Source organism: Paenibacillus terreus, assembly GCF_042138595.1.
GTDB classification, from domain to species: Bacteria; Bacillota; Bacilli; order Paenibacillales; family Paenibacillaceae; genus Paenibacillus; species Paenibacillus terreus.
This window is the reverse complement of record NZ_JBHIRX010000017.1, coordinates 17827-37258: the sequence shown is the minus strand read 5'-3', so window position 1 is coordinate 37258 and position 19432 is coordinate 17827. Positions and strand designations below refer to the sequence as shown.

14 protein-coding genes are annotated in these 19432 nt (G+C 54.3%); 5 read left to right on the top strand and 9 right to left on the bottom strand.

The window, feature by feature from the left end:
* Window positions 1-156 precede the first annotated feature (156 nt).
* The gene (gene arfA / locus ACE5KN_RS24095) at window positions 157-1674 is read left to right on the top strand and encodes an arabinosylfuranosidase ArfA (protein ID WP_375525460.1); all 1518 of its coding nucleotides are present in this window, start codon (window positions 157-159) and stop codon (window positions 1672-1674) included.
* Window positions 1675-1799: 125 nt separating this feature from the next.
* Window positions 1800-2540: a glycerophosphodiester phosphodiesterase gene (locus tag ACE5KN_RS24090; RefSeq protein ID WP_375525459.1), complete on the top strand. Its 741-nt coding sequence runs from the start codon at window positions 1800-1802 to the stop codon at window positions 2538-2540.
* Between the two features lie 201 nt (window positions 2541-2741).
* Here the strand turns inward: ACE5KN_RS24090 and ACE5KN_RS24085 are convergent, their stop codons facing one another.
* The 5 genes from ACE5KN_RS24085 to ACE5KN_RS24065 all read right to left on the bottom strand — a co-directional run bounded on the left by ACE5KN_RS24085 (window position 2742) and on the right by ACE5KN_RS24065 (window position 8466).
* Window positions 2742-3566: a class I SAM-dependent methyltransferase gene (locus tag ACE5KN_RS24085; protein ID WP_375525458.1), complete on the bottom strand. Its 825-nt coding sequence runs from the start codon at window positions 3564-3566 to the stop codon at window positions 2742-2744.
* Window positions 3567-3651: 85 nt separating this feature from the next.
* Window positions 3652-4545: a UTP--glucose-1-phosphate uridylyltransferase GalU gene (gene galU, locus ACE5KN_RS24080; RefSeq protein ID WP_375525457.1), complete on the bottom strand. Its 894-nt coding sequence runs from the start codon at window positions 4543-4545 to the stop codon at window positions 3652-3654.
* On the bottom strand, window positions 4542-4955 hold the full coding sequence (locus tag ACE5KN_RS24075) for a GtrA family protein (RefSeq protein WP_375525456.1): 414 nt from the start codon (window positions 4953-4955) through the stop codon (window positions 4542-4544). The genes galU and ACE5KN_RS24075 overlap by 4 nt, the downstream gene beginning before the upstream one ends.
* A gap of 5 nt (window positions 4956-4960) precedes the next feature.
* Complete coding sequence (locus tag ACE5KN_RS24070) at window positions 4961-6061, bottom strand: glycosyltransferase family 2 protein (protein WP_375525455.1); 1101 nt, start codon at window positions 6059-6061, stop codon at window positions 4961-4963.
* A gap of 20 nt (window positions 6062-6081) precedes the next feature.
* The gene (locus ACE5KN_RS24065; protein WP_375525454.1) at window positions 6082-8466 is read right to left on the bottom strand and encodes a glycosyltransferase family 39 protein; all 2385 of its coding nucleotides are present in this window, start codon (window positions 8464-8466) and stop codon (window positions 6082-6084) included.
* A 270-nt stretch (window positions 8467-8736) separates the two neighbouring features.
* Here ACE5KN_RS24065 and ACE5KN_RS24060 point away from each other — a divergent pair, with 270 nt between their 5' ends.
* Together ACE5KN_RS24060 and ACE5KN_RS24055 are read left to right on the top strand one after the other, a co-directional pair.
* Entirely contained in the window at window positions 8737-9423 is a 687-nt protein-coding gene (locus ACE5KN_RS24060) for a response regulator transcription factor (RefSeq protein WP_375525453.1), read from the top strand.
* Entirely contained in the window at window positions 9420-10961 is a 1542-nt protein-coding gene (locus ACE5KN_RS24055) for a sensor histidine kinase (RefSeq protein WP_375525452.1), read from the top strand. Before ACE5KN_RS24060 ends, ACE5KN_RS24055 begins: the two co-directional genes overlap by 4 nt.
* Before the next feature lie 111 nt (window positions 10962-11072).
* On the opposite strand, the gene ACE5KN_RS24050 is transcribed toward ACE5KN_RS24055, so the two are convergent.
* A complete protein-coding gene (locus tag ACE5KN_RS24050) occupies window positions 11073-15395 on the bottom strand; it encodes a S8 family serine peptidase (RefSeq protein WP_375525451.1) in 4323 nt (1440 codons plus the stop codon).
* Window positions 15396-15743: 348 nt separating this feature from the next.
* On the opposite strand from ACE5KN_RS24050, the gene ACE5KN_RS24045 reads away from it, so the two are divergent.
* A complete protein-coding gene (locus ACE5KN_RS24045; protein WP_375525450.1) occupies window positions 15744-16676 on the top strand; it encodes a manganese-dependent inorganic pyrophosphatase in 933 nt (310 codons plus the stop codon).
* 90 nt (window positions 16677-16766) lie between these two features.
* Here the strand turns inward: ACE5KN_RS24045 and ACE5KN_RS24040 are convergent, their stop codons facing one another.
* From ACE5KN_RS24040 to ACE5KN_RS24030, 3 genes are all read right to left on the bottom strand, one after another.
* Window positions 16767-17309: a DinB family protein gene (locus tag ACE5KN_RS24040; RefSeq protein ID WP_375525449.1), complete on the bottom strand. Its 543-nt coding sequence runs from the start codon at window positions 17307-17309 to the stop codon at window positions 16767-16769.
* A gap of 63 nt (window positions 17310-17372) precedes the next feature.
* Window positions 17373-18320 carry a helix-turn-helix transcriptional regulator gene (locus ACE5KN_RS24035; RefSeq protein WP_375525448.1) on the bottom strand — a complete coding sequence of 316 codons (948 nt, stop codon included), beginning with the start codon at window positions 18318-18320 and terminating at the stop codon, window positions 17373-17375.
* A gap of 58 nt (window positions 18321-18378) precedes the next feature.
* Window positions 18379-19350 (bottom strand): helix-turn-helix transcriptional regulator, encoded by a 972-nt coding sequence (locus ACE5KN_RS24030; RefSeq protein WP_375525447.1) that lies wholly within the window; start codon window positions 19348-19350, stop codon window positions 18379-18381.
* Between the last annotated feature and the right edge of the window lie 82 nt (window positions 19351-19432).

Genomic DNA, 19432 nt, shown 5'->3' with positions numbered 1-19432 from the left:
TGAATGGTTTAACCGAATACAAATGATAATAAAATTATTAACTATTAATGTATATATTGACGATAATGCGGCCGTATGCTATATTCGTTGTGCGTGAAACGGTAATGATCAGGTTAGCATATTCCGAATTTTTCTTATTGAGAGAGGATGGTATCCATGGCAACAACAGGTCTGAAAGCCAGAATGATCGTTGATAAATTTTTCCGCATTGCCGAGGTGGATAAACGGATTTACGGCTCCTTTATTGAGCATTTGGGCCGCGCGGTGTATGGGGGCATTTACGAGCCGTCTCATCCGTCTGCCAATGAAAGCGGTTTCCGTAACGACGTGAAGGAACTGGTCAAGCAGCTGAATGTGCCGATTATCCGTTACCCTGGCGGGAACTTTGTCTCCGGTTACAATTGGGAGGATGGCGTCGGTCCTGTTGAATCCCGCCCGAAGCGGCTGGAGCTTGCCTGGAGAACGGTGGAGCCGAATGAAGTGGGCACAAATGAATTTATAAAATGGGCCAAAGAAGCCGGGTCTGATGTCATGATGGCCGTCAATCTCGGCACACGCGGCATTGACGCCGCCCGCAATCTGGTGGAATACTGCAACCACCCGGGAGGCTCCAAGTACAGTGACCTGCGCCGCAGTCATGGGGTGGAGCAGGCACATCGGATCAAGACATGGTGTCTCGGCAACGAAATGGACGGCCCGTGGCAGATCGGACACAAGACGGCGGAGGAGTACGGCAGACTGGCTCTGGAGACAGCGAAGGCGATGAGGCTGATCGACCCTGATATTGAACTGGTGTCCTGCGGCAGCTCAAGTTCCGCCATGCCAACCTTCCCGGAATGGGAGGCCACGACTCTTGATCATACGTACGATGCGGTCGATTACATATCCCTGCACCAGTACTACGGCAACAGAGACAACGATACGGCCAACTATCTTGCGCGTTCCATGGATATGGACCATTTTATTCATACCGTCATTTCCACATGCGATTACATCAAGGCGAAGAAGCGCAGCAAGAAAAAAATGATGCTCAGCTTTGACGAATGGAACGTCTGGTACCACTCCAATGAAGCGGATACGAAGATTGAACCGTGGACGATCGCTCCTCCGCAGCTGGAGGATATTTATAACTTTGAGGATGCGCTGCTGGTCGGCAGCATGCTGATTACATTCCTGCGCCACGCGGACCGTGTGAAAATGGCCTGCCTGGCACAGCTCGTCAACGTCATCGCTCCGATCATGACGGAGAACAACGGCCGCGCCTGGAAGCAGACGATTTTCTATCCATATATGCATGCTTCCCAATTCGGGCGTGGTGTGTCCTTGATGCCTGTGGTGGATTCTCCGAAATATGATGCCAAGGATTTCACGGATGTTCCGTACCTGGACAGTGCTGTCGTGTATGATGAAGCGGGAGAGACGCTGACCATCTTCGCGGTGAACCGCCACCTGTCTGAAGGGCTGGACCTGACGTGTGATGTGCGCAGCTTCGAGGGATACAGCATTGTGGAGCATATTGTCATGGAGCATGAGGATCTTAAAGCGGTGAACGGTCCTGGCGAAGAAAAGGTAGCTCCCCGCAGCGGCGGAAGCTCCAAGCTGGACAGCGGCATTCTGACTGCCCGTCTGAGCAAAGCATCCTGGAATGTGATTCGCTTGCGTAAAGCACCGTAATTTTTTTATGCATAGAGCCGTGCCTGTTGGATTCGGGCATGGCTTATATTTTTGGCTTTTTAACATCCTTCGTACACAGCCGGGGTACAATGAGTCCAGGCAACAGAAATGAGGGAGGGCTTGCAATGACTAACAAAGTGATCAATTTTGCCCATCGCGGGGCTTCAGGGACCTGTCCCGAGAATACGATGGCCGCTTTCCGGCGCGCGCTGGAGCTGGGCGCAACAGGGATTGAGACGGACGTACAACGGACGCGTGACGGGCGGCTTGTCCTTATCCATGATGAATATCTTTTGCGCACGACTGGAGATGAACGTCTGGTTGAGGAGGTTACGGTGGAGGAAGTGCGTGAGCTGGATGCGGGATCCTGGTTTGGTGAAGCTTTTAAGGGGGAGAAGCTGCCTTTTCTGGAGGAGCTTTTGGACCTCGTGTCAGGTACCGACATCATCCTCAATCTGGAGCTGAAGAACAGCATCCGTCCCTATTCCGGTATGGAAGAGCAGGTGATTGCTGCCGTTAAAAAGGCCGGTTTGGAGGAGCAGGTTCTCATTTCGAGCTTCAATCATTATTCGCTGGCAGAGTGCAAAAAAATCGCTCCCGAAATCCAGACCGGGGTTCTGTATATAGAAGGGTTATATCAACCGTGGGAATATGCGCGCACGTTTGGCGCCACAGCCCTCCACCCTTATAAAGAAGCTGTCACCCCCGAGTGGGTTGCCGCCGCTGCGGAGGCGGGCATTGTGTACAACCCGTTCACAGTTAATGAAGCTGAAGAAATGAAGTCGTTGATTGCAGCGGGCGTGAACGGAATTATTACGGACTACCCTGAACTCCTTCATGAGCTGCTTACGGCCAGTATGTCCTAAATCGCTATACGGCCAGACGGATCTTAGTTATCTTTCGGTAGGGATATAAGGATCGTTCTCTTCTCTTGCTACAAGCAAAAAGGTCAAGGATTGTGAGGGATTTCCCCACGTTCTTGACCTTTTTTGCAATACCAGGAATGCTTCGTTCTCGGAGCGCCTCACTAAGCACCAAAAGCAATCTCTCAGCTCAATAGATCCTGCCTACTTGATTCCCAGCCTCATCCGGTAACTGAACATCAGCTCCAGCGTTTTGCCCGCGAAGGCTTTGCCGGCCAGCGCGCTGAAGCGCACCAGATCTTCGTCGAGCTCGGAGGAGCCGAGCTTGAAGACGGTTTGAACGCCTCCCTGACTGAGGGCAAGCCGTACATAGCGGTCTGCGTCAAACGGCTCATGGTGGTGGAATACGATTTCTTTGGTGAACCGGAAGACGCCGCTGGCCGCCATCCTATTCAAATGACTGTTTTTATCCCATTTACGTGCTTGCTGCTGCTCTGGCGCAAGCCGTTGGATAATGTCATCTGCCTTGGTCAAAATTCGGTTATAAGCATCCTCCGTCTCCCACTCCAGCGAGGGAGGCCAGTCGCAGTCATAGGCGGCAAATACACCGCCCTGTACGAGCACGCGCCCGAATTCCTTCAGCGTACTGTCAGGGTCCATCCAATGAAAGGATTGGGAGCATGTGATGACATCAACGGATTGGGCCGCAAAGGGAAGAGCATTGGAAAAACCGTGTTCAAATGAAATGTTGTCCGTGTCATCGGAATCAGCCAGCTTCTCTCGCGCAACAGCGATCATATCGGCATTGGGCTCAATGCCAACAATCCGGTCCGCCCAGCTTCTCCACAGCATGGTGGATAATCCGGTGCCGCAGCCGACATCCGCCACAAGCGCGGGCCTGCGCCCTAAATAGCGGAGGATCAGCTCCGGGACGACGGATGGCGCTTGCGGCCGGCTGCGGTCGTAGCCTTCTGCAAATCCTGTAAAGCGTTCAACATTGCTAAGCAGGTTTCCTTCCGGGATACTCATGGGACTCCTCCTGACTTGTATTTTCGTGGTGGCTTATAAGTCCATTCTATTGCATATCCCGTGAGAAAAGGAGAGGAAGACCGGGTTAAATGATTTTTTTATTTGAGGCCCCTGAGAATTGCGCAAAACGTTCACGCAGCGATGACAAGGCTGGGTAGAGGTCTTCACGCTGCATGCCCATCTCCAGCACGGCCTCCAGGTAACCAGCCTTATCGCCGATATCATAGCGACGGCCCTCCAGCTCAAGCGCGAGCAGCCCGCGCTGCCATGCAATCTCATGCAGCGCGTCGGTCAGCTGGTACTCGCCCCCTGCACCGGGCTTCATGTTCTCCAGTATGGAGAAAATGGAGGGATCAAGCACATAGCGGCCGATGACCGCGCTGCGGGAGGGCGCCTGTTCAGGGGCAGGCTTTTCCACAAGCCCGGTGACTTCCTGGACAGAGATAGCGGAAGAGGCGGTTGCGATAATTCCGTATTTGCTGACATCCTCCTGCGGTACTGTCCGAACCCCGACCACCTGCTTGCCGGTCGTATCGTACACATCCATCAGCTGCCGGATGGCAGGCGGGCGGGATACCATAATATCGTCGCCGAGCAGGACAGCAAAGGGTTCATTGCCAATGAAATGGCGGGCGCATAATACGGCATGACCCAGTCCGAGCGGCTCCTTCTGCCGGATGTAGTGAATGCTGGCGGTGCCGCCGATGCTCTGCACTTGCTTCAGCAGCTCCGACTTGCCTTTATCCTTCAGCACCTGCTCAAGCTCGACCGACTTGTCAAAGTGGTCCTCGATGGCTTTTTTATTCCGCCCGGTTACAATGATGATGCTTTCGATGCCGGACATGACCGCTTCCTCTACAATATATTGGATCGCCGGTTTGTCGACGATTGGCAGCATTTCTTTGGGAAGCGCTTTGGTTGCCGGAAGGAAACGGGTTCCGAGACCTGCGGCGGGAATGACAGCTTTTCTGATTTTCATGATGCATCACGTTCCTTTCCTTGTCTGGAGCCGAATACCCAGAATCGGCTGCCTGTATAGTTGATGGCCAGTCCGGCGAGCGTTGCAATCAGCTTGCAGGCGGGGAGGGACCAGGAGGTTTCATGCAGGAGCCCTTCCAGCACCGCTGACGTACAGGCCAGTGTAATCAAATTTACAATGATAAAAGAGATCAGCTGCCTGGATTGCGGGGACTGGCCGCTGCTGCCGCGAAAGGTCCAGCCGCGGTTCAGCAGATAGCTGTTGGCCGCGCCGCACAGATAAGAAATGATCTGTGCGGGCAGAGGCAGCATACCTCCCCAGGTCAGTACAATGAATACTATATAATCGATGCCGGTATTCAGCGCACCAACCGTGCCGAAGCGAAGAAATTGACCGATGAAGGCTCTCATCGCTATCACGCGCCCTTGCCGGGATTACGGCCCGCATAAGCGCTGCCGCTTGCCCGGGACATTCTGACGGTCGCCGCCGTTTCCGGGCGATCCCGCCCTGTGGATGTGCCTGGGTCCCCGAGCGAATAGGCCGGGTTTTGCGGATCGTCCAGGCCGCCGCCGGTTACACATTCGCGTACGATGTACAGCGGCCGCGCTTTGGTCTCATCATAGATCCGCCCCACATATTCGCCAATGATGCCCAGCATGATCAGAATGACGCCATTGAAGATGAGCTGCAGACTGATCATGGAGGTCCAGCCCTTGGCCACCGTATCCGTGAACAGCTTTACACCAATCGCGTAGATGAGAAACAGGAAGCCGGCGAACGAAAGCAGTGCACCCAGATAACCTGCAAGCTTGAGAGGCTTGTAGGAGAATGAAGTGATTCCGTCCAGGCACAGCTTGATCATCCGCTTGAGCGGGTATTTCGTCTCGCCTGCCAGTCGCTCATCACGTTCGTATTCGACAGCAGTTTGGCGGAAGCCAACCCAGCTTACCAATCCGCGTACGAATCTGTTGTTTTCCGGCAGCCGTTTCAGCTCCTCGACGACCCTGCGGTCCATCAGGCGGAAGTCTCCGGTGTCGACCGGGATGGAGATTTCAGTGGAAGCGCGCAGTACACGGTAGAACAGGCTGGCTGACCATTTTTTGAACAAGGTCTCCCCGTTACGTTTGGTCCGCTTGGCGTAAACCACCTCAAAGCCTTGCTTCCACTTGGCCGCCATATCCGCAATCAGCTCCGGAGGGTCCTGAAGGTCGGCATCGATCACGATGACCGCATCCCCAGAGGCATAATCCATACCGGCCGTGATGGCCAACTGATGGCCAAAGTTACGGGAGAGATCAAGCAGCATGACCGTGTCATCGCTTTTGCCAAACTGCCGGATCAGCGCCGCGCTCCTGTCCTTGCTGCCGTCATTTACAAAAATCAGCTCATAGGATTCGCCCATCCCGTTCATGACCTGCTTCAACCGCCGGTAGGTCTCGGTAATGACCGCTTCCTCGTTATACATCGGTATGATTACGGAGTAGCGCACCTGCTTTCTGTTCCGTTGATCCGTCATGGTGATTCCTCCTTTGTAATTCACTGAAGTGTCACTTCGTACAGAGTCAGGCTTCCGCTTCGTCCGCCCTGTGAGGCGTTGGAGTCCGCGTTATCTGATGATGACTGCCATTCCGAAGCAGGAATTTCGGTTCCGTTCTGCCGGATCCATTCGGTCAGCTCGGAATTGCCGCCACCCGGGCCTCCTTGGCCGCCTTCGGAAATCAGGAAATATTTAACCTTCCCGCTCTTCACGAGAGTCTCAAGCTTTGCAGTGTCATAGACAGGATCCGATTGCACGAACCCGTTTAAAATGACGACTTTTTCGCGCTCATCGATCATATAAGGAGCCGCTGTACCGTAGTTCATCGTTGCAAATAAATATTCTTCACCAGTGTTGTGATCGCGCAGATATTCCAACAGCTGTTCGTTCACGCTCTCTGAGCCGCCCGGACCGCCGCCCCTCATGGAACCGCCCTGGAAGCTGCTACCGCGACCCATGCGGCGACTATCATCTGCTGCTGTGGCAGTTGTATCGTTTGCGGAATCTGCCGCCGCTCCCGTATTAGAGGCGCCGTTTTCTCCGAAACCGTGGTCTTCCCGCATCATCATGCTTTCCCCGCCGGGGCCACCACCCATGCCGAAGCCGCTCTGCCCGGGCCCGGCCTGGGGAATCATGCTGTTGCCGCCGTATACAATGGGGGTGAAAGCCCAATATACCGGGCCGATAAATACGGCGAGCAGGCTGATGACAAGAGATGTTTTTACTTTGGCAGGAGCGCCGTTGCGGAATAGCGCAAGCAGAACCGTGCCAATGATGCCAAGGGCCAGCGTGCCGATAGACCAGTAGCTGCCGATCGTATCGTTATAGGCCTGCATGATGTACCATGCGAAGACGGCTGTGACGAGCACCGCCGCCGGCAGCAGCCAGCCGAGGCGCTTCTCGCGGTCGCGGTACAGCCTCCACATCTCCAGCGAGCCTGCGCCGAACAGGGCAGCGATCGGAGGAGCAAGCATAATCAGGTAATAATGATGGAAGAAACCCGCGATACTGAAAAATGCCGCTACCGGCAGCAGCCATGCCAGCCAGAAAAGAGTTTCCTTATGCTTCATGGTGAAGCTGCGCCATCTGAAGCTGGCAAGCAACGCTATGCTGGCCAGAGCGACGAACGGCAGCAGCCAGCTGGCCTGGCCGGAAAGCTCCTTCTGGAACAAGCGCAGTGGGCCGGGATCGCCGGTGCCAAACATGCCGCCTCCACTTCCGCCGCCTGGACCACCGCCCATGCCGCCTCCGGGGCCTCCGTTCGTTCCACTAGCGTCGTCTGTGCCTGTGCCGCCCGGACCACCGTTCGCATTGTCGCCAAAGCCGCCCGGAGGCACTTGCATTTGGCCGCTCGCATTGCTTGAGCCTCCTGAACCGCCCGAACCTCCGGAACCGCCTAAGCTTCCTGAACCATTCGAATCGCTGCCGGAACTGTTATCTCCGGTGGAGCTTCCTGCTTCCTTCTGCTGCAGCGTTGAGCTTGAGTCTGTGCCCGTACCGTTAGACTGTGAGCTGGTTTCTGTGGACGTTTGATCCTGCCGCATCATACCGGTTTTATTCATATTGTCGTCCTCGCCGGACTGGCCTGTGCTGCGGTCTCCCGTTAGACGAGACACGCCATTGTATCCGAATGCCAGATTCATGACGGAGTTGGTGCCGCTGCTTCCGACGTAAGGGCGCTCATCCGCGGGGGTTGAATCCACAATGAGCGGCCACGACAGGGACACCAGCAGCAGTGCCGCAGCTGATCCGGCCAGTACGGCTGTTTTACGTTTCCAGTTCACTTTGCCGGCCAATACATAAATGAGAATAAAGGCGGGCAGAACCATGTAGGCCTGAAGCATCTTCATATTAAAGCCGACGCCTATAATGGCGAATGCCGCGATGACGCTTGCGATTTTACCTGTTCGGATACCGCGGAACAAAGACCACGCTGCCAGCAACAGGGTGAAAACGAGCATGCTGTCAATGTTGTTCGTTCTCGCCACGGCCACCGCCACCGGTGTACATGCCATGGCAAATGCCGAGAGGCGTGCGGCCGCAAGACCGAAGGTCGGCTTAACGAGCAGGTAGATCAGCAGCACCGAGCCCACCTGGGCAAAGGCCTGCGGCAGAATGACGCTCCAGCCGTGCAGTCCGAAAATGTAGGCGCTCAGTGTCTGAATCCAGAACGTGACAGGAGGCTTGTCAATGGACACCGATCCTGCCGAGTCCAGGGAAGCGAAGAAAAAATTATGCCAATTTTCCAGCATGGCCGCGACAGCCGTCGTGTAGTAGGTATTGGCGTATTGGTCCTGCCAGATGTTATATCCATTGAGAAATGCGGATAAAACCATAATGAGCACTAGCGGGATGTCCACCCGGCTTCGCCATGTTTTGTTCATGTGCATCAATCACTCCTCGTGCTTGTTAGCTTATTGGGTACCTCCATCATGCCCCCGCTACCTGAATCAGCTATGAAGCCTGGCTGAATGTTCGCTGAAAGAGGTTGTTCAAAAGTCATCTCTGCCGTCATTTTCAGCCAAATTTCAGGTATGGGCGGCATAATAGTGATAAGTTAAATGCCAGAAAGAATACACCTCGAAGCATGGCTTCGGGATATTGCAAGGAAAACTGCCGCCAGGCGCGGTCTGACTTGAAAGGATGAAAACGGGATGACTACGCTGAACAGCGTGAAAATATTAATTGCGGATGATGAACCGCATATATTGCAGTTTTTGGAGTTTGGGCTGGCGAATGAGGGATTTGAGGTCAGGAAGGTCTCGAACGGTGAGGAAGCGCTGGAGGCTGCGCGGGAATTCAGGCCCCATGTAGCGGTGCTGGACGTTATGATGCCGGAAATGAACGGCTTTGAGGTCTGCCGCAGCCTGAAGGAGACGGGGGACAATATTGCCGTAATTATGCTGACAGCCAAGGATGAGGTCGATGACCGGGTGAAAGGGCTCAAGCTGGGTGCCGACGATTATTTGGTCAAGCCATTTAATTTTGAAGAGCTGCTGGCCCGCATCGAAGCACGGCTGCGCAATCAGTTTCCCGATTTGCTGGGCGAGGTGGCTTACGGACCGTTTTGCATCGATGACCGGCGCAGGGAAATCAAATATGCCGACCGTGTGCTGGAGCTGTCCCCGACCGAATATGAGCTGCTCAAGCTTCTGGTGCTGAATCATGGACTGGTGCTGAGCAAAGCCCGGATATTGGACCGGGTATGGGGTTATGACTTTGGCGGGGAAGACAACATTGTGGAGGTCTATGTCCGCTCCCTGCGCGATAAGCTGCAGGACAAGGAGCATAAATTGATCCGGACACTGCGCGGTGTCGGCTACCGGATGGATTTGCCATGATACGGAGAAAAAAAAGCTGGCGGGACGTTCTTACGCTTCGTTCCCTGCGATCACAGCTGCTGGCGAGAACGATCCTTATCGTGGCGGTGCTGCTGGCGTTTATCGGTTTTCTCCAATATGTATTGATGAAGGATTTCCTGTACCGCAGCCGGGTGGACACGATGGAAGCCCAGCTCCGCACGATGCCGGTGGAGCTGTTCGCCAAATGGCGGACGCCCGCGGAGAACGGCGCACCGGATACGAGAGGTAAGGCGGGCCAGATGCAGCAGCAGGAACGGCCTCGCTTTCTGTTTATGCCGGACACCTCCATTGCCGTGATCGGAAAGGATGGAACCTTTACGGATCTGTCTGCTGAGAACGGCCTTTCCTCTCCGCGGCTGTCGGCTGAGGTGTACGTGGAAGCGCGCAATACTACGGATGTGCCTGGCAGGAGGGGAGATTATCTGCTTGTTCAAGATGCGCAAGGAAACGAGCAGCTTGTCATTGTCAGGCCAAGCAGAGGCCCAAGAGGGAACGGTAGTGACCTTGTACAGATGGGTTACCGTATAGGTCCCCTGCGTGACCTGCTGTTGAGACAGCTCCTGATCTTTATTTCATTGGCATTACTGGCACTGGCCGGCGGGCTTGCACTGATGCTGCCTGTACTGCGGCGGACGCTGGTTCCTCTCTCCGAGATGGTCAGGGCGGTAAAGAGAGTCGATGCCGGGAATTTAACCGAGCGCTTTGAATCGAACCAGGGACAATATGAAATCGACCGGCTGGCGGTGTCCTTTAACGGGATGCTTGGCCGTCTGGAAGCGGCTTTTGCTGCCGAAAGGGAAGCACAGCAGCAGATGAGGCGGTTTATTGCCGATGCCTCGCATGAATTGCGTACACCATTGACGTCGATCCACGGTTTTCTGGAGGTGCTGCTGCGGGGGGCCGCGTCCAATCCGGCCCAGCTTCAGGCTGCGCTGGAGAGCATGCACGGGGAATCCAGGCGAATCAACAAGCTGGTGGAGGATTTGCTGCTGCTGGCGAAAATGGACCGGAGGCCGGAGATGGAGCTGAAGGATACAGCCCTCGACCTCCTGCTGCTCTCCATGAAACCACAGCTCCGGATGCTCGCGGGCGACCGGGAAGTGACCTTTAATCTTACAGGGGCGGTGCATGTACTTGCAGACCCGGATGCCATCAAGCAGGTCATTCTAAATCTTTTCCATAATGCAGTTCAGCATACGGACCCCGAGTATGGGATCATTGCCATCACGCTTTCGGCGGGCTCCAGGACAGCCGAGCTGTCGGTGCGTGATAACGGAGCCGGGATGAGCAAGGAGCAGCTGGGACGTATCTTTGAACGTTTCTTCCGGGGTGACTCGTCCCGCACGCGCAGCTCCGGCGGCGCCGGATTGGGTCTGGCCATTTCCCAATCCATTGTGGAGGCGCACGGCGGTATGATTGAGGCGGAAAGCGAGCCCGGAAAAGGCAGTGTCTTTCGGGTAAAGCTGCCCTTGCCGGGACAGCCACCCGGACGGATTGGAGAACTGCCGCAAGCTTAAGAAAAACGTCTATCGACGTACCACCAAAGAAGCCAGACCGCATTTAGTTCTAAGAAAAAGCTGCAGCCGGAGGCGAACCTCCGCTGCAGCTTTTTTTGACCTGTCAGATTATCAGTTGATGAGCTCGCCTTTCCGCAACAACAGGTAAAGTACCTTTGCCGCTGCCTCACGAGTGGTTGGGGCCTGCGGTTTGAAGAAGGAAGAGCCGCCCGCTATTTCGCCGTTCATCAGCCCGGCTGCCGTTACTTTCTCGATGCTGCTCTGCGCGTAGGCCGCGGCCGAGGAAGCATCGGCGTAAGGGGTACGGACCGAACCCTGAGCATCAGGAGTGATTTTCAGCAGGTCGATGGCCTTGTCCAGCATGACAGACATTTCCTGACGGCTGATGTTGGCGCCTGGATCGAACGTGCCGTTCGGCCGCCCGGTGATCAATCCGGCCTGGTAAGCCGCCCCGACATCGCCGGCGTACCAGGTGCTTGAGCTTACGTCGGAGAACGGCGTGCTCGCTGCCGCCTGCAGTCCGAGCGCGCGTGTCAGCATGGCCGCAAACTCGGCGCGTGTGACGTTTTTCTTCGGAGAAAACGCCGTTTCCGAGGTGCCGTTCACCAGCAGTTTGTGCGCCAGAGATTGAATTTCGGATTGAGCGTACGATGACGAGATATCATTGAAATTCACTGCTCTGGAAGCTGCCGCATAGGTCGAGAAGCCCGAACGGCTTACTTTCACAATGGTCGTTCCGTCCGCCTGACTGCTGAAGACGGAAGGGGCAGGATACACCTTGCCGTTGTTGGTATACAATACGCCGGCCGTATTGGCTTCGAGCTCGCCCGGAACGGTGAAGGCGCGGAGAATCCGGACTCCGGCCGGCACGGTAATGGGCTTGCTGGTCGAACCGGACAGGACATTGACTTCAAACGCTGTCGGCGTGCCGATGACCGAAGCCCCTGCAAAGCCGTTTGTGAAGTCAGATGCCGCCTGTGCTTCGCTGCTGACGATCAGCTCAAGGCTGGCGCCGGAAGTCACGGAGCTTAACAGGGACAGCGGAAGAGCCAGCGAAGCTCCGTTGCTGTTCAAAATCAGGCTGCTGTCCGCGGCTGCGCCTTTCAGCACTTCAATCTGTGCAGCTGTAAGCGTCAGCTTGGTTGTAGCCGTGCCCTGATTGTTGGCTGAGACTACGATGGCTGCCGGTGACTGGCCGGCTGCGGTCAAAGCAGCTTGCAGGTCCACATCGGTTATGGTCAATGCCTGCGCCTTGCCGCTGACAATCGCGGAAGCTGCCACAGCTTGGGCAGTTTGTCCTTGCTGCACAACCGTCTGAATGCTGCCGGCGCTCACAGGGGCAGGCTGAGTTGGTGTCGGTGTCGGTGTCGGGTTCGGGCTTGTGGAACCTCCGCCCCCACCGCCAGATCCACCGCTGCCGCCGGACCCTTTGTCATCATCGTCGTCATCGTCACGACCTCCGCCCCCACCGCCGCCGTTACCGGGGGTGGCTGGCGTGTTATCGACACGCAGTGCTTTGGATGCGTAGTATGCGTCCAGAGCGCCTTCATAGAAGGTGTAGTTTCCGTTTTTGTCCAGCTTCGGTGCAAGAAGCGTTATTTTATAGACTCCATCGGTCAGGTGTCGGTATACCGGGTTCCCGTTCTCATCCGTTTCCAGGTTGCCGTAGACATCGAGCCCTACATAGGAACCGTCGAAGTCTTTAAACTGGTAGGCACCCTGCTGCAGGAAGCCCGAATCGGTGGAAATCGCATCTACTACCCCGACCAATTGGTCATCTACACCGTAAATCTGAAGCTCGATGTAGTTGGTATTGTCCGCGGTCAGGCGGAAGGAGATGTCGGTTGTATCCTGCTTGCCGTCACCGTTAGGAGTGATGACCGGATTCGACAGGGTCATCTCCTGCAGGCCAAAGCCGGTGGCCGGCTGCTCGTCCCCGACATGGACGGAGAATGGCATGTGCAGGGTAGGAAGAGCTGCGCTTTCCAGGATGACTTCGCCTTCATACACACCGTCGGCAGCTCCTGCCGTTGGCTGTACGGACAATGCAAAGGACTCCGTGCTGCCAGCCGCTGCCGAAATCGTTCCTCCGTCGATTCCCTGCAGCTCTACCTTGATGTTGTTCACATCCGGTGTCGGCACAGCTCCTTCAACGTAAGGGTCCAACGTCACATCAGGATGCATCACGATGGAAGTATTATACTTCACGCTGCCTGAGGATACGTTTTTCAGCTGAAGCTGGATTTGCTTGGCTGCACTGCCTGCCGGCATAACGCCGAAGCTTGCGGAAGAGCCGTAGTTGGTCACATTTTGGTAATTCAGATCCTTATTCAGAATGGAAATTTGCTCAACCGTCTGCAGCAGGGCAGGGGTTTCGATGGCTTTGGCGATATTGACCCGGCCTGCACCCTGCGAGTAGACGTCATAAAGCGTGCCGTCCTCGTCATGCAGGGCATCGGAGGTATTGGCCAGGGCTGCGCGCACATCGAATGGTGTCCAGTCCGGGTGCTCCTGCACGAGCAGAGCCGCCAAACCGGCTACGTGCGGGGAAGCCATGCTCGTGCCGCTGCTGCGTTCGTAGGCCTCCTCATAGGAAGCATCTTCAATATATTTGCTCCATTCAGGGTATGACGACATAATATTTACGCCCGGTGCAACCACGTCCGGCTTGATTCCAAGCAGCTCGTCGCTGTTCGGCCCACGGGAGCTAAACGAAGCGATGGTGTCACCGGCAACATCGTACCGCGGATAATCGTTACCGAACGTAACGGATGCGAACTGTCCTCCGCTGGCGAGAATGCTGCGCGCAAGGGCGCGGCCCTCACTGCCTTTCATATCAAACGTCGGAATAAAGCCCAGGCTGTCCCCGAGGCTGACATAGCTGTAATCATTCCGATTCGGAATGTCCTCGGACAGGTCCGCCTGATTGATGTCCTGGCCGCTTACATTGCCGTTGAAAATGATGGCTGCCTTGGCGCCATGCTCCTTGGCGATAGCGATTTTGTCCACAAAAGCCAGGTTGCCGCGGGAAATGAGTACCACTTTGCCTTCCACGTCAAGGCCTTCATAGTCCTCTACCTGACCCAGATCCACATATACAAGATCCAACGGATCGATGCCGAGAATGCTGGGAAAATCCTCGTCGCTTGTTCTCCAGCCCATCATATTGAAATCATGATAGGTGGTATCGGTGACCGAGCTGTACGTATCTGCCGTTACGAACGCCGATGCTTCGAATGTATAACCCGGCGACGTTGCCGCACCTACGGAAATCCCAAGCTGCGAGGAGGCGGGAGATCCCATGGAATAAAAATAGGAGCCGTTTGTTGCATCTGCCGCGTTGCCGTTCGCAATGACGGCTACCACACCGGACAGCACCGCGTTGTTGATGGCAATGGAATCCGGTGAGTTGGGGTCCTTCTCCTGGTCGGAGCCGAGGGACAGGTTGATGACGTCCATCCCGTCCTTGACGGCCCGTTCTATGCCGTCGATGACCTGAGCCGAGGAGCCGGAAGCCCGGGATGAGGACCCGTTGCGGCCAAGCACCTTGTAAGCATACAGATCAACATTGTAGGCGATGCCTTTTTGCACAATGTCGGATGTGGTATTTTTGGCCTGTCCGGCTATCGTACCGGCTACGTGCGTGCCGTGCGAGGTTCCGGAGAAGCCGACCCCGTAAGGGTCTTCACTCACCGTAAGCGGAGGCTCCTCATACGGGTCTTTGTCCTGATAAAAGGAATCGTAACCGCCTTTGTAGGCATCCTTCAGATCGGGATGGTTGTAATCAATGCCTGTATCAATGACGCCGACCTTGACGCCTTCACCCGTCAGTCCCTGAGCCCAGGCATCCGGCACACCGATCTGCTTCAGCGGCGCTTCATCAAAGAGGATATCATAAGTCGCTTCTTCCGCTGTAAGGGCAGCAGGTTCTTCAACCGGGATGGAGAAATAGGTTTTGTTCTCATACACGGATTTCACTCCCGGCAGCTTGGCCAGGGCAGGGATCTTATCGGCAGGGACCGTGACTTCCATACCGTTAAGCACCGTATTGTACTTATAGTTGACGGTTAGCGGAATGCCCTGCTGTTTGGCGAGTTCGACCAATGAGGTCTGTTCCTTGGAGATGGAGGATTCGGCAGAACGGGCGGAGAATGTTCCTAATCCCCTGGTGGCGAATCTTTTGACAGCGATTGGTTCGCTGCTGAGCTGAACGATAACATTTACTTTCTTGGCAGAAGAGGTGTCCAGTTCCGGTGAAATGTAGGCAGGCTCCGGAGCGGCCTGCAGCTCTGAACGCGGAGCATCCAGTTCTAGCCCGGTCTGTGAAGGATCAGCTGGAGAAGCCAGGCCGGTGGATGGCAGAGAAAGTCCGGCAGCAAGAATAAATGCAAGTGAAACAGCTGGTAATTTTCGTAGGAAAGAACGCTTTTTCAACAACGATTCCCCTCTTTTCATCCAAAATATAATTCTTTGAATTGCATCGAGTTGGAGCGTCTGCCGGGTTGTGCTTGGCCTCCTTCCTTTGGGAAATTACACCATGATGACTGGGTGAATATATAGTTTTGAGCCATATGTTACCATATCAAATGACGGTTTACTATCATTTTTTTAATAGGTTTGGGATAAAATAGAGAATTGCGGTTAACGCCCTGGTATGGAGGTAGAGAGAAATATTTTGAGGAAAATGCGCTTTCGGATGGCAAAGCTGTAAGCATTAATGATATAATCTGCATTGGAATTGTTGACTTTGAAATATACACTCTTACTAAGGAGTCGATTGGAATGGCAAAAACACTCATTTTCGGGCATAAAAATCCGGACACGGATACAATTACTTCAGCGATCGCCTACGCTGCTTTGAAGAAAGAGCTGGGAGCTGACGTTGAGGCTGTACGGCTGGGAGAAGTGAACGGAGAGACGCAATACGCTTTGGACTACTTTAAAGTAAGCGCTCCTCGCCTTGTGGAGAACGTGTCTGAAGAAGCGCAGGAAGTAATCTTGGTTGACCATAACGAGCGCCAGCAGAGCGCCAATGATATTGATAAGGTCCGCGTTACCGAGGTGATCGATCACCACCGTATCGCGAATTTCGAGACAGCTCAGCCGCTGTATTTCCGTGCCGAGCCTGTAGGCTGCACAGCTACTATTTTGAACAAGCTTTACAAGGAAAATGGTGTTGCGATACCGAAAGAGATTGCGGGGCTGATGCTGTCCGCCATCATTTCGGATTCCCTGCTGTTCAAATCACCAACCTGCACGGAGCAGGACGTGGCTGCAGCGCGCGAGCTGGCCGAAATTGCCGGTGTGGATGCGGAAAGCTACGGCTTCGACATGCTGAAAGCAGGCGCTGACCTGAGCAAGCATACCATTGAGCAGCTGATCAGTCTGGATGCCAAGGAATTCGATATGAACGGCCGCAAGGTGGAGATCGCCCAGGTCAACGCGGTTGACGTCAATGACGTGCTGTCCCGCCAGTCCGAGCTGGAAGCCGCTTTGAACAAGACGATCGCTGATAAAAACCTGGACCTGTTCCTGTTTGTGGTAACAGACATCATTAACAGCAACTCCGTGGGCATTGCGCTGGGCAGCCAGGCACAGGCCGTAGAGACAGCCTACAATGTGAAGCTGGACGCCAACAGAGCAGTGCTCGAAGGTGTAGTTTCCCGTAAATCGCAGATCGTGCCTGTGCTGACCGAAACTTTTAACGCAAAATAAGCGGGTTTAAATAGCAAGGCACCGAGGAAAAAGCCCTTGTCCTGTCGGACGAGGGCTTTTTGGGATCTTTTTGGGATTTTCACCTTACGCTTAAGCGCCGCACAACTCAATATGCTTTTTTAGCCGGTCCATTTGCAGTAAGTGGTGGCGATAGTGCATCTCCACAAGCATAAACCATTCCATGGTGTTCAATGCGCCAAAGCCGGGATGAGCAATGGTATGGTGCAGAGAAGCTGTTTTCAGAGACGGCACAAGCTCTTTCATCCGGAGAAGGACGGAGTTCAGCCCTTCTATGATCTGCTCTTTACCGGCAGGCTGCTGCGGAGTATATTGAGGGGACGCCGGAACCTTTATTCGAACGGGGGGAAAGCTGCCCTGACTGAAGGCGGCTTTGCCTGCTTCTGTTTTCTCCGCTGCTTGTCCGGCAGTATCGGCGTGCTTTTCCATGCATTTCACGGCATTGGGCAGATGCATGTAAAGAGCGGACTGGATAAGATGCATGTACATTTGTCCAAGGGACCATTCATCGTCACCGGGCTTCAGCCGCAATTCCTCCATACTGTATCCGTCCAGCTCCTGAAGATAGTGGACAAGGACTTTTTCAAAGCGCTCTACAACTTCGGTTGTATTCATCTGATCAACAGCTCCTTTAATGAACTGTTTTCAGTATATATAAGCGCTGCTGACAGCATTATGTCAGTAGTGATCCAACATTCGTTTGGCTTCTTCACAGACACGCTGCCTGAGCGATTCGGGCTCCAGAACAACGGCATCCGCCCCCCAGCCGAGCACCCACTGTAATATTTCCTCGGGCTGCCTGACACGTAAATGGGCAATGTAGCCCTCCCTATGCTCAAGGAACTCCTCTAAATAAAATCTGCCCGTTTCTTTTACCCTATCTGCTATTCGGGACTGAACAAAAATACGGACATGAACGTTTCTGTCATCCGGCGGCCGATATTCCTGAAGATTAAAATGCTCCGGGCGTATAAACGATTCCTCAAGAACGGTAAGTTCGCTTATGCGGGACAAACGGAAATGCCGCAGTTCTTGTCTCAAATCGCAGTGGGCAAGTAATGTCCACGAACCATTGACAAGCACCAGGCCATAAGGCGAGGCCGTCCGGCTGCTTTGGCGGGTGCCGTCAGCATAGGGGACTTTTTTGGAGTACCCGAACCTTACCTTTTTTTGCTCCAGTACAGCTTGTCTGAGCAGTTCAATCCATTTCAGTTCAAATTCGTTAACCGCCACATCGCTTGGATTGACCAGTTTTGTGGACATTTGTACCCGGTCTGCATCCTTACGAATGTCTTCAGGCAGGACAGCTTCGATTTTGGCCCGGGATGACTGCGCGCTCTTAACATAGGGGATTTCAAACTTTTGTTCGACAAAGTGTGTTCCGATCAGCAGGGTTACCGCCTCTTCCATAGTAAAGCTCACGGGAGGCAGAAAGTATCCCTCCATTAACGAATATCCCGTACCGGGAGCCCCGGCGATCGGCACCCCAGCTTCGCTCAGGGCCTGAATATCACGGTAAATCGTGCGGATGCTTGTTTCAAACCTATCCGCCAAGTCTCCGGCTCGTACTACGCTCCTGCGCTGCAGCTCAAGCAGGATAGCCAGCATGCGGTCTGTTTTGTTCACACGGTAAGTTCCTTTCTTCGCAGCAGTCTCGGACGCCGGTTATTTTTCCCCATTGCAATCAACCCCTCATGCTGTGGTAGTATTCCGCCATGACAGACGTAACCTCGGCCATTTTCTCGACTAATATTTGCGGTTCTGCAATCCGGATTGCCCTTCCGTAAGGGAGCAAGTAATAGGGGATATAAGTCAGCATCGAATCCCGATCTGCTTTGAATACAGCCTGTCCCGACTGACGGAGAACCTGGGTGTGGCCGAACAGCCAGTGCTTAGACAATTCATCCAGCACTTGATCAGGGCCCTGGATGACAATCGTTTCCAACTGCGGGTCTTCCAGCGATTTTGGAAGCAGATTGCCCATAAGGAATTGTTTGGCGGAAAATTGCTCTGGTCTCTCGAAACAGATGCCGGTGGGCTCTGCCTGAATGATACGGTCCACGCGAAAGCTGCGCAGTTCCTTCCTCAGATGGCAGTAGCCCGCAGCGTACCAGCTTCCTTTCCAATATACGATACCGTAAGGGTCGATCATTCTTTGCTGTGGCGCCGGATTTTTTCTGCTCAGATACAGGATCTTCAGGGATTCCCCGCTGCCGGCCGCCAGCTCAAGCATTTGCAGCACATCCTGCTTTTCCGGATCTGCGGGCGGTTCGAGAACCGACAGCCTGTCCGCATGCCGTTCAATATGATTCAATTGCTCCTCGTTTGCATATCTTCTTAATTTATCAATTGCCCTTTGCAGTGCATCCGTAAACGGGTATCCGGCTTCTTTCGCGAAGATGGAAGCATGAATGAGCGCTTTTTGTTCATCCAAATCGAAAAATAACGGGGCAGCGACTGCATCGTGCAGCAGACGGTATCCGCCGTTATGGCCTGCATCGGCTATGATGGGCACACCGCTGGCACACAATGAATCTATACAGCGGTAGACGGTCCGGACATGGATTTCCAGCTCATCCGCCAGCTCACGCGCCGTCATCTGTCTGCCGGATTTGAGCAGCCATAAGATCGACAGCATGTTATCTGCTTTGGCCATCCCCAAGAACCCTCCTTAAAATCAGCATATGTACTGTTATTTTAGAGGAGGGATGCCGGATGTTCCATATATTTTCGTTTCA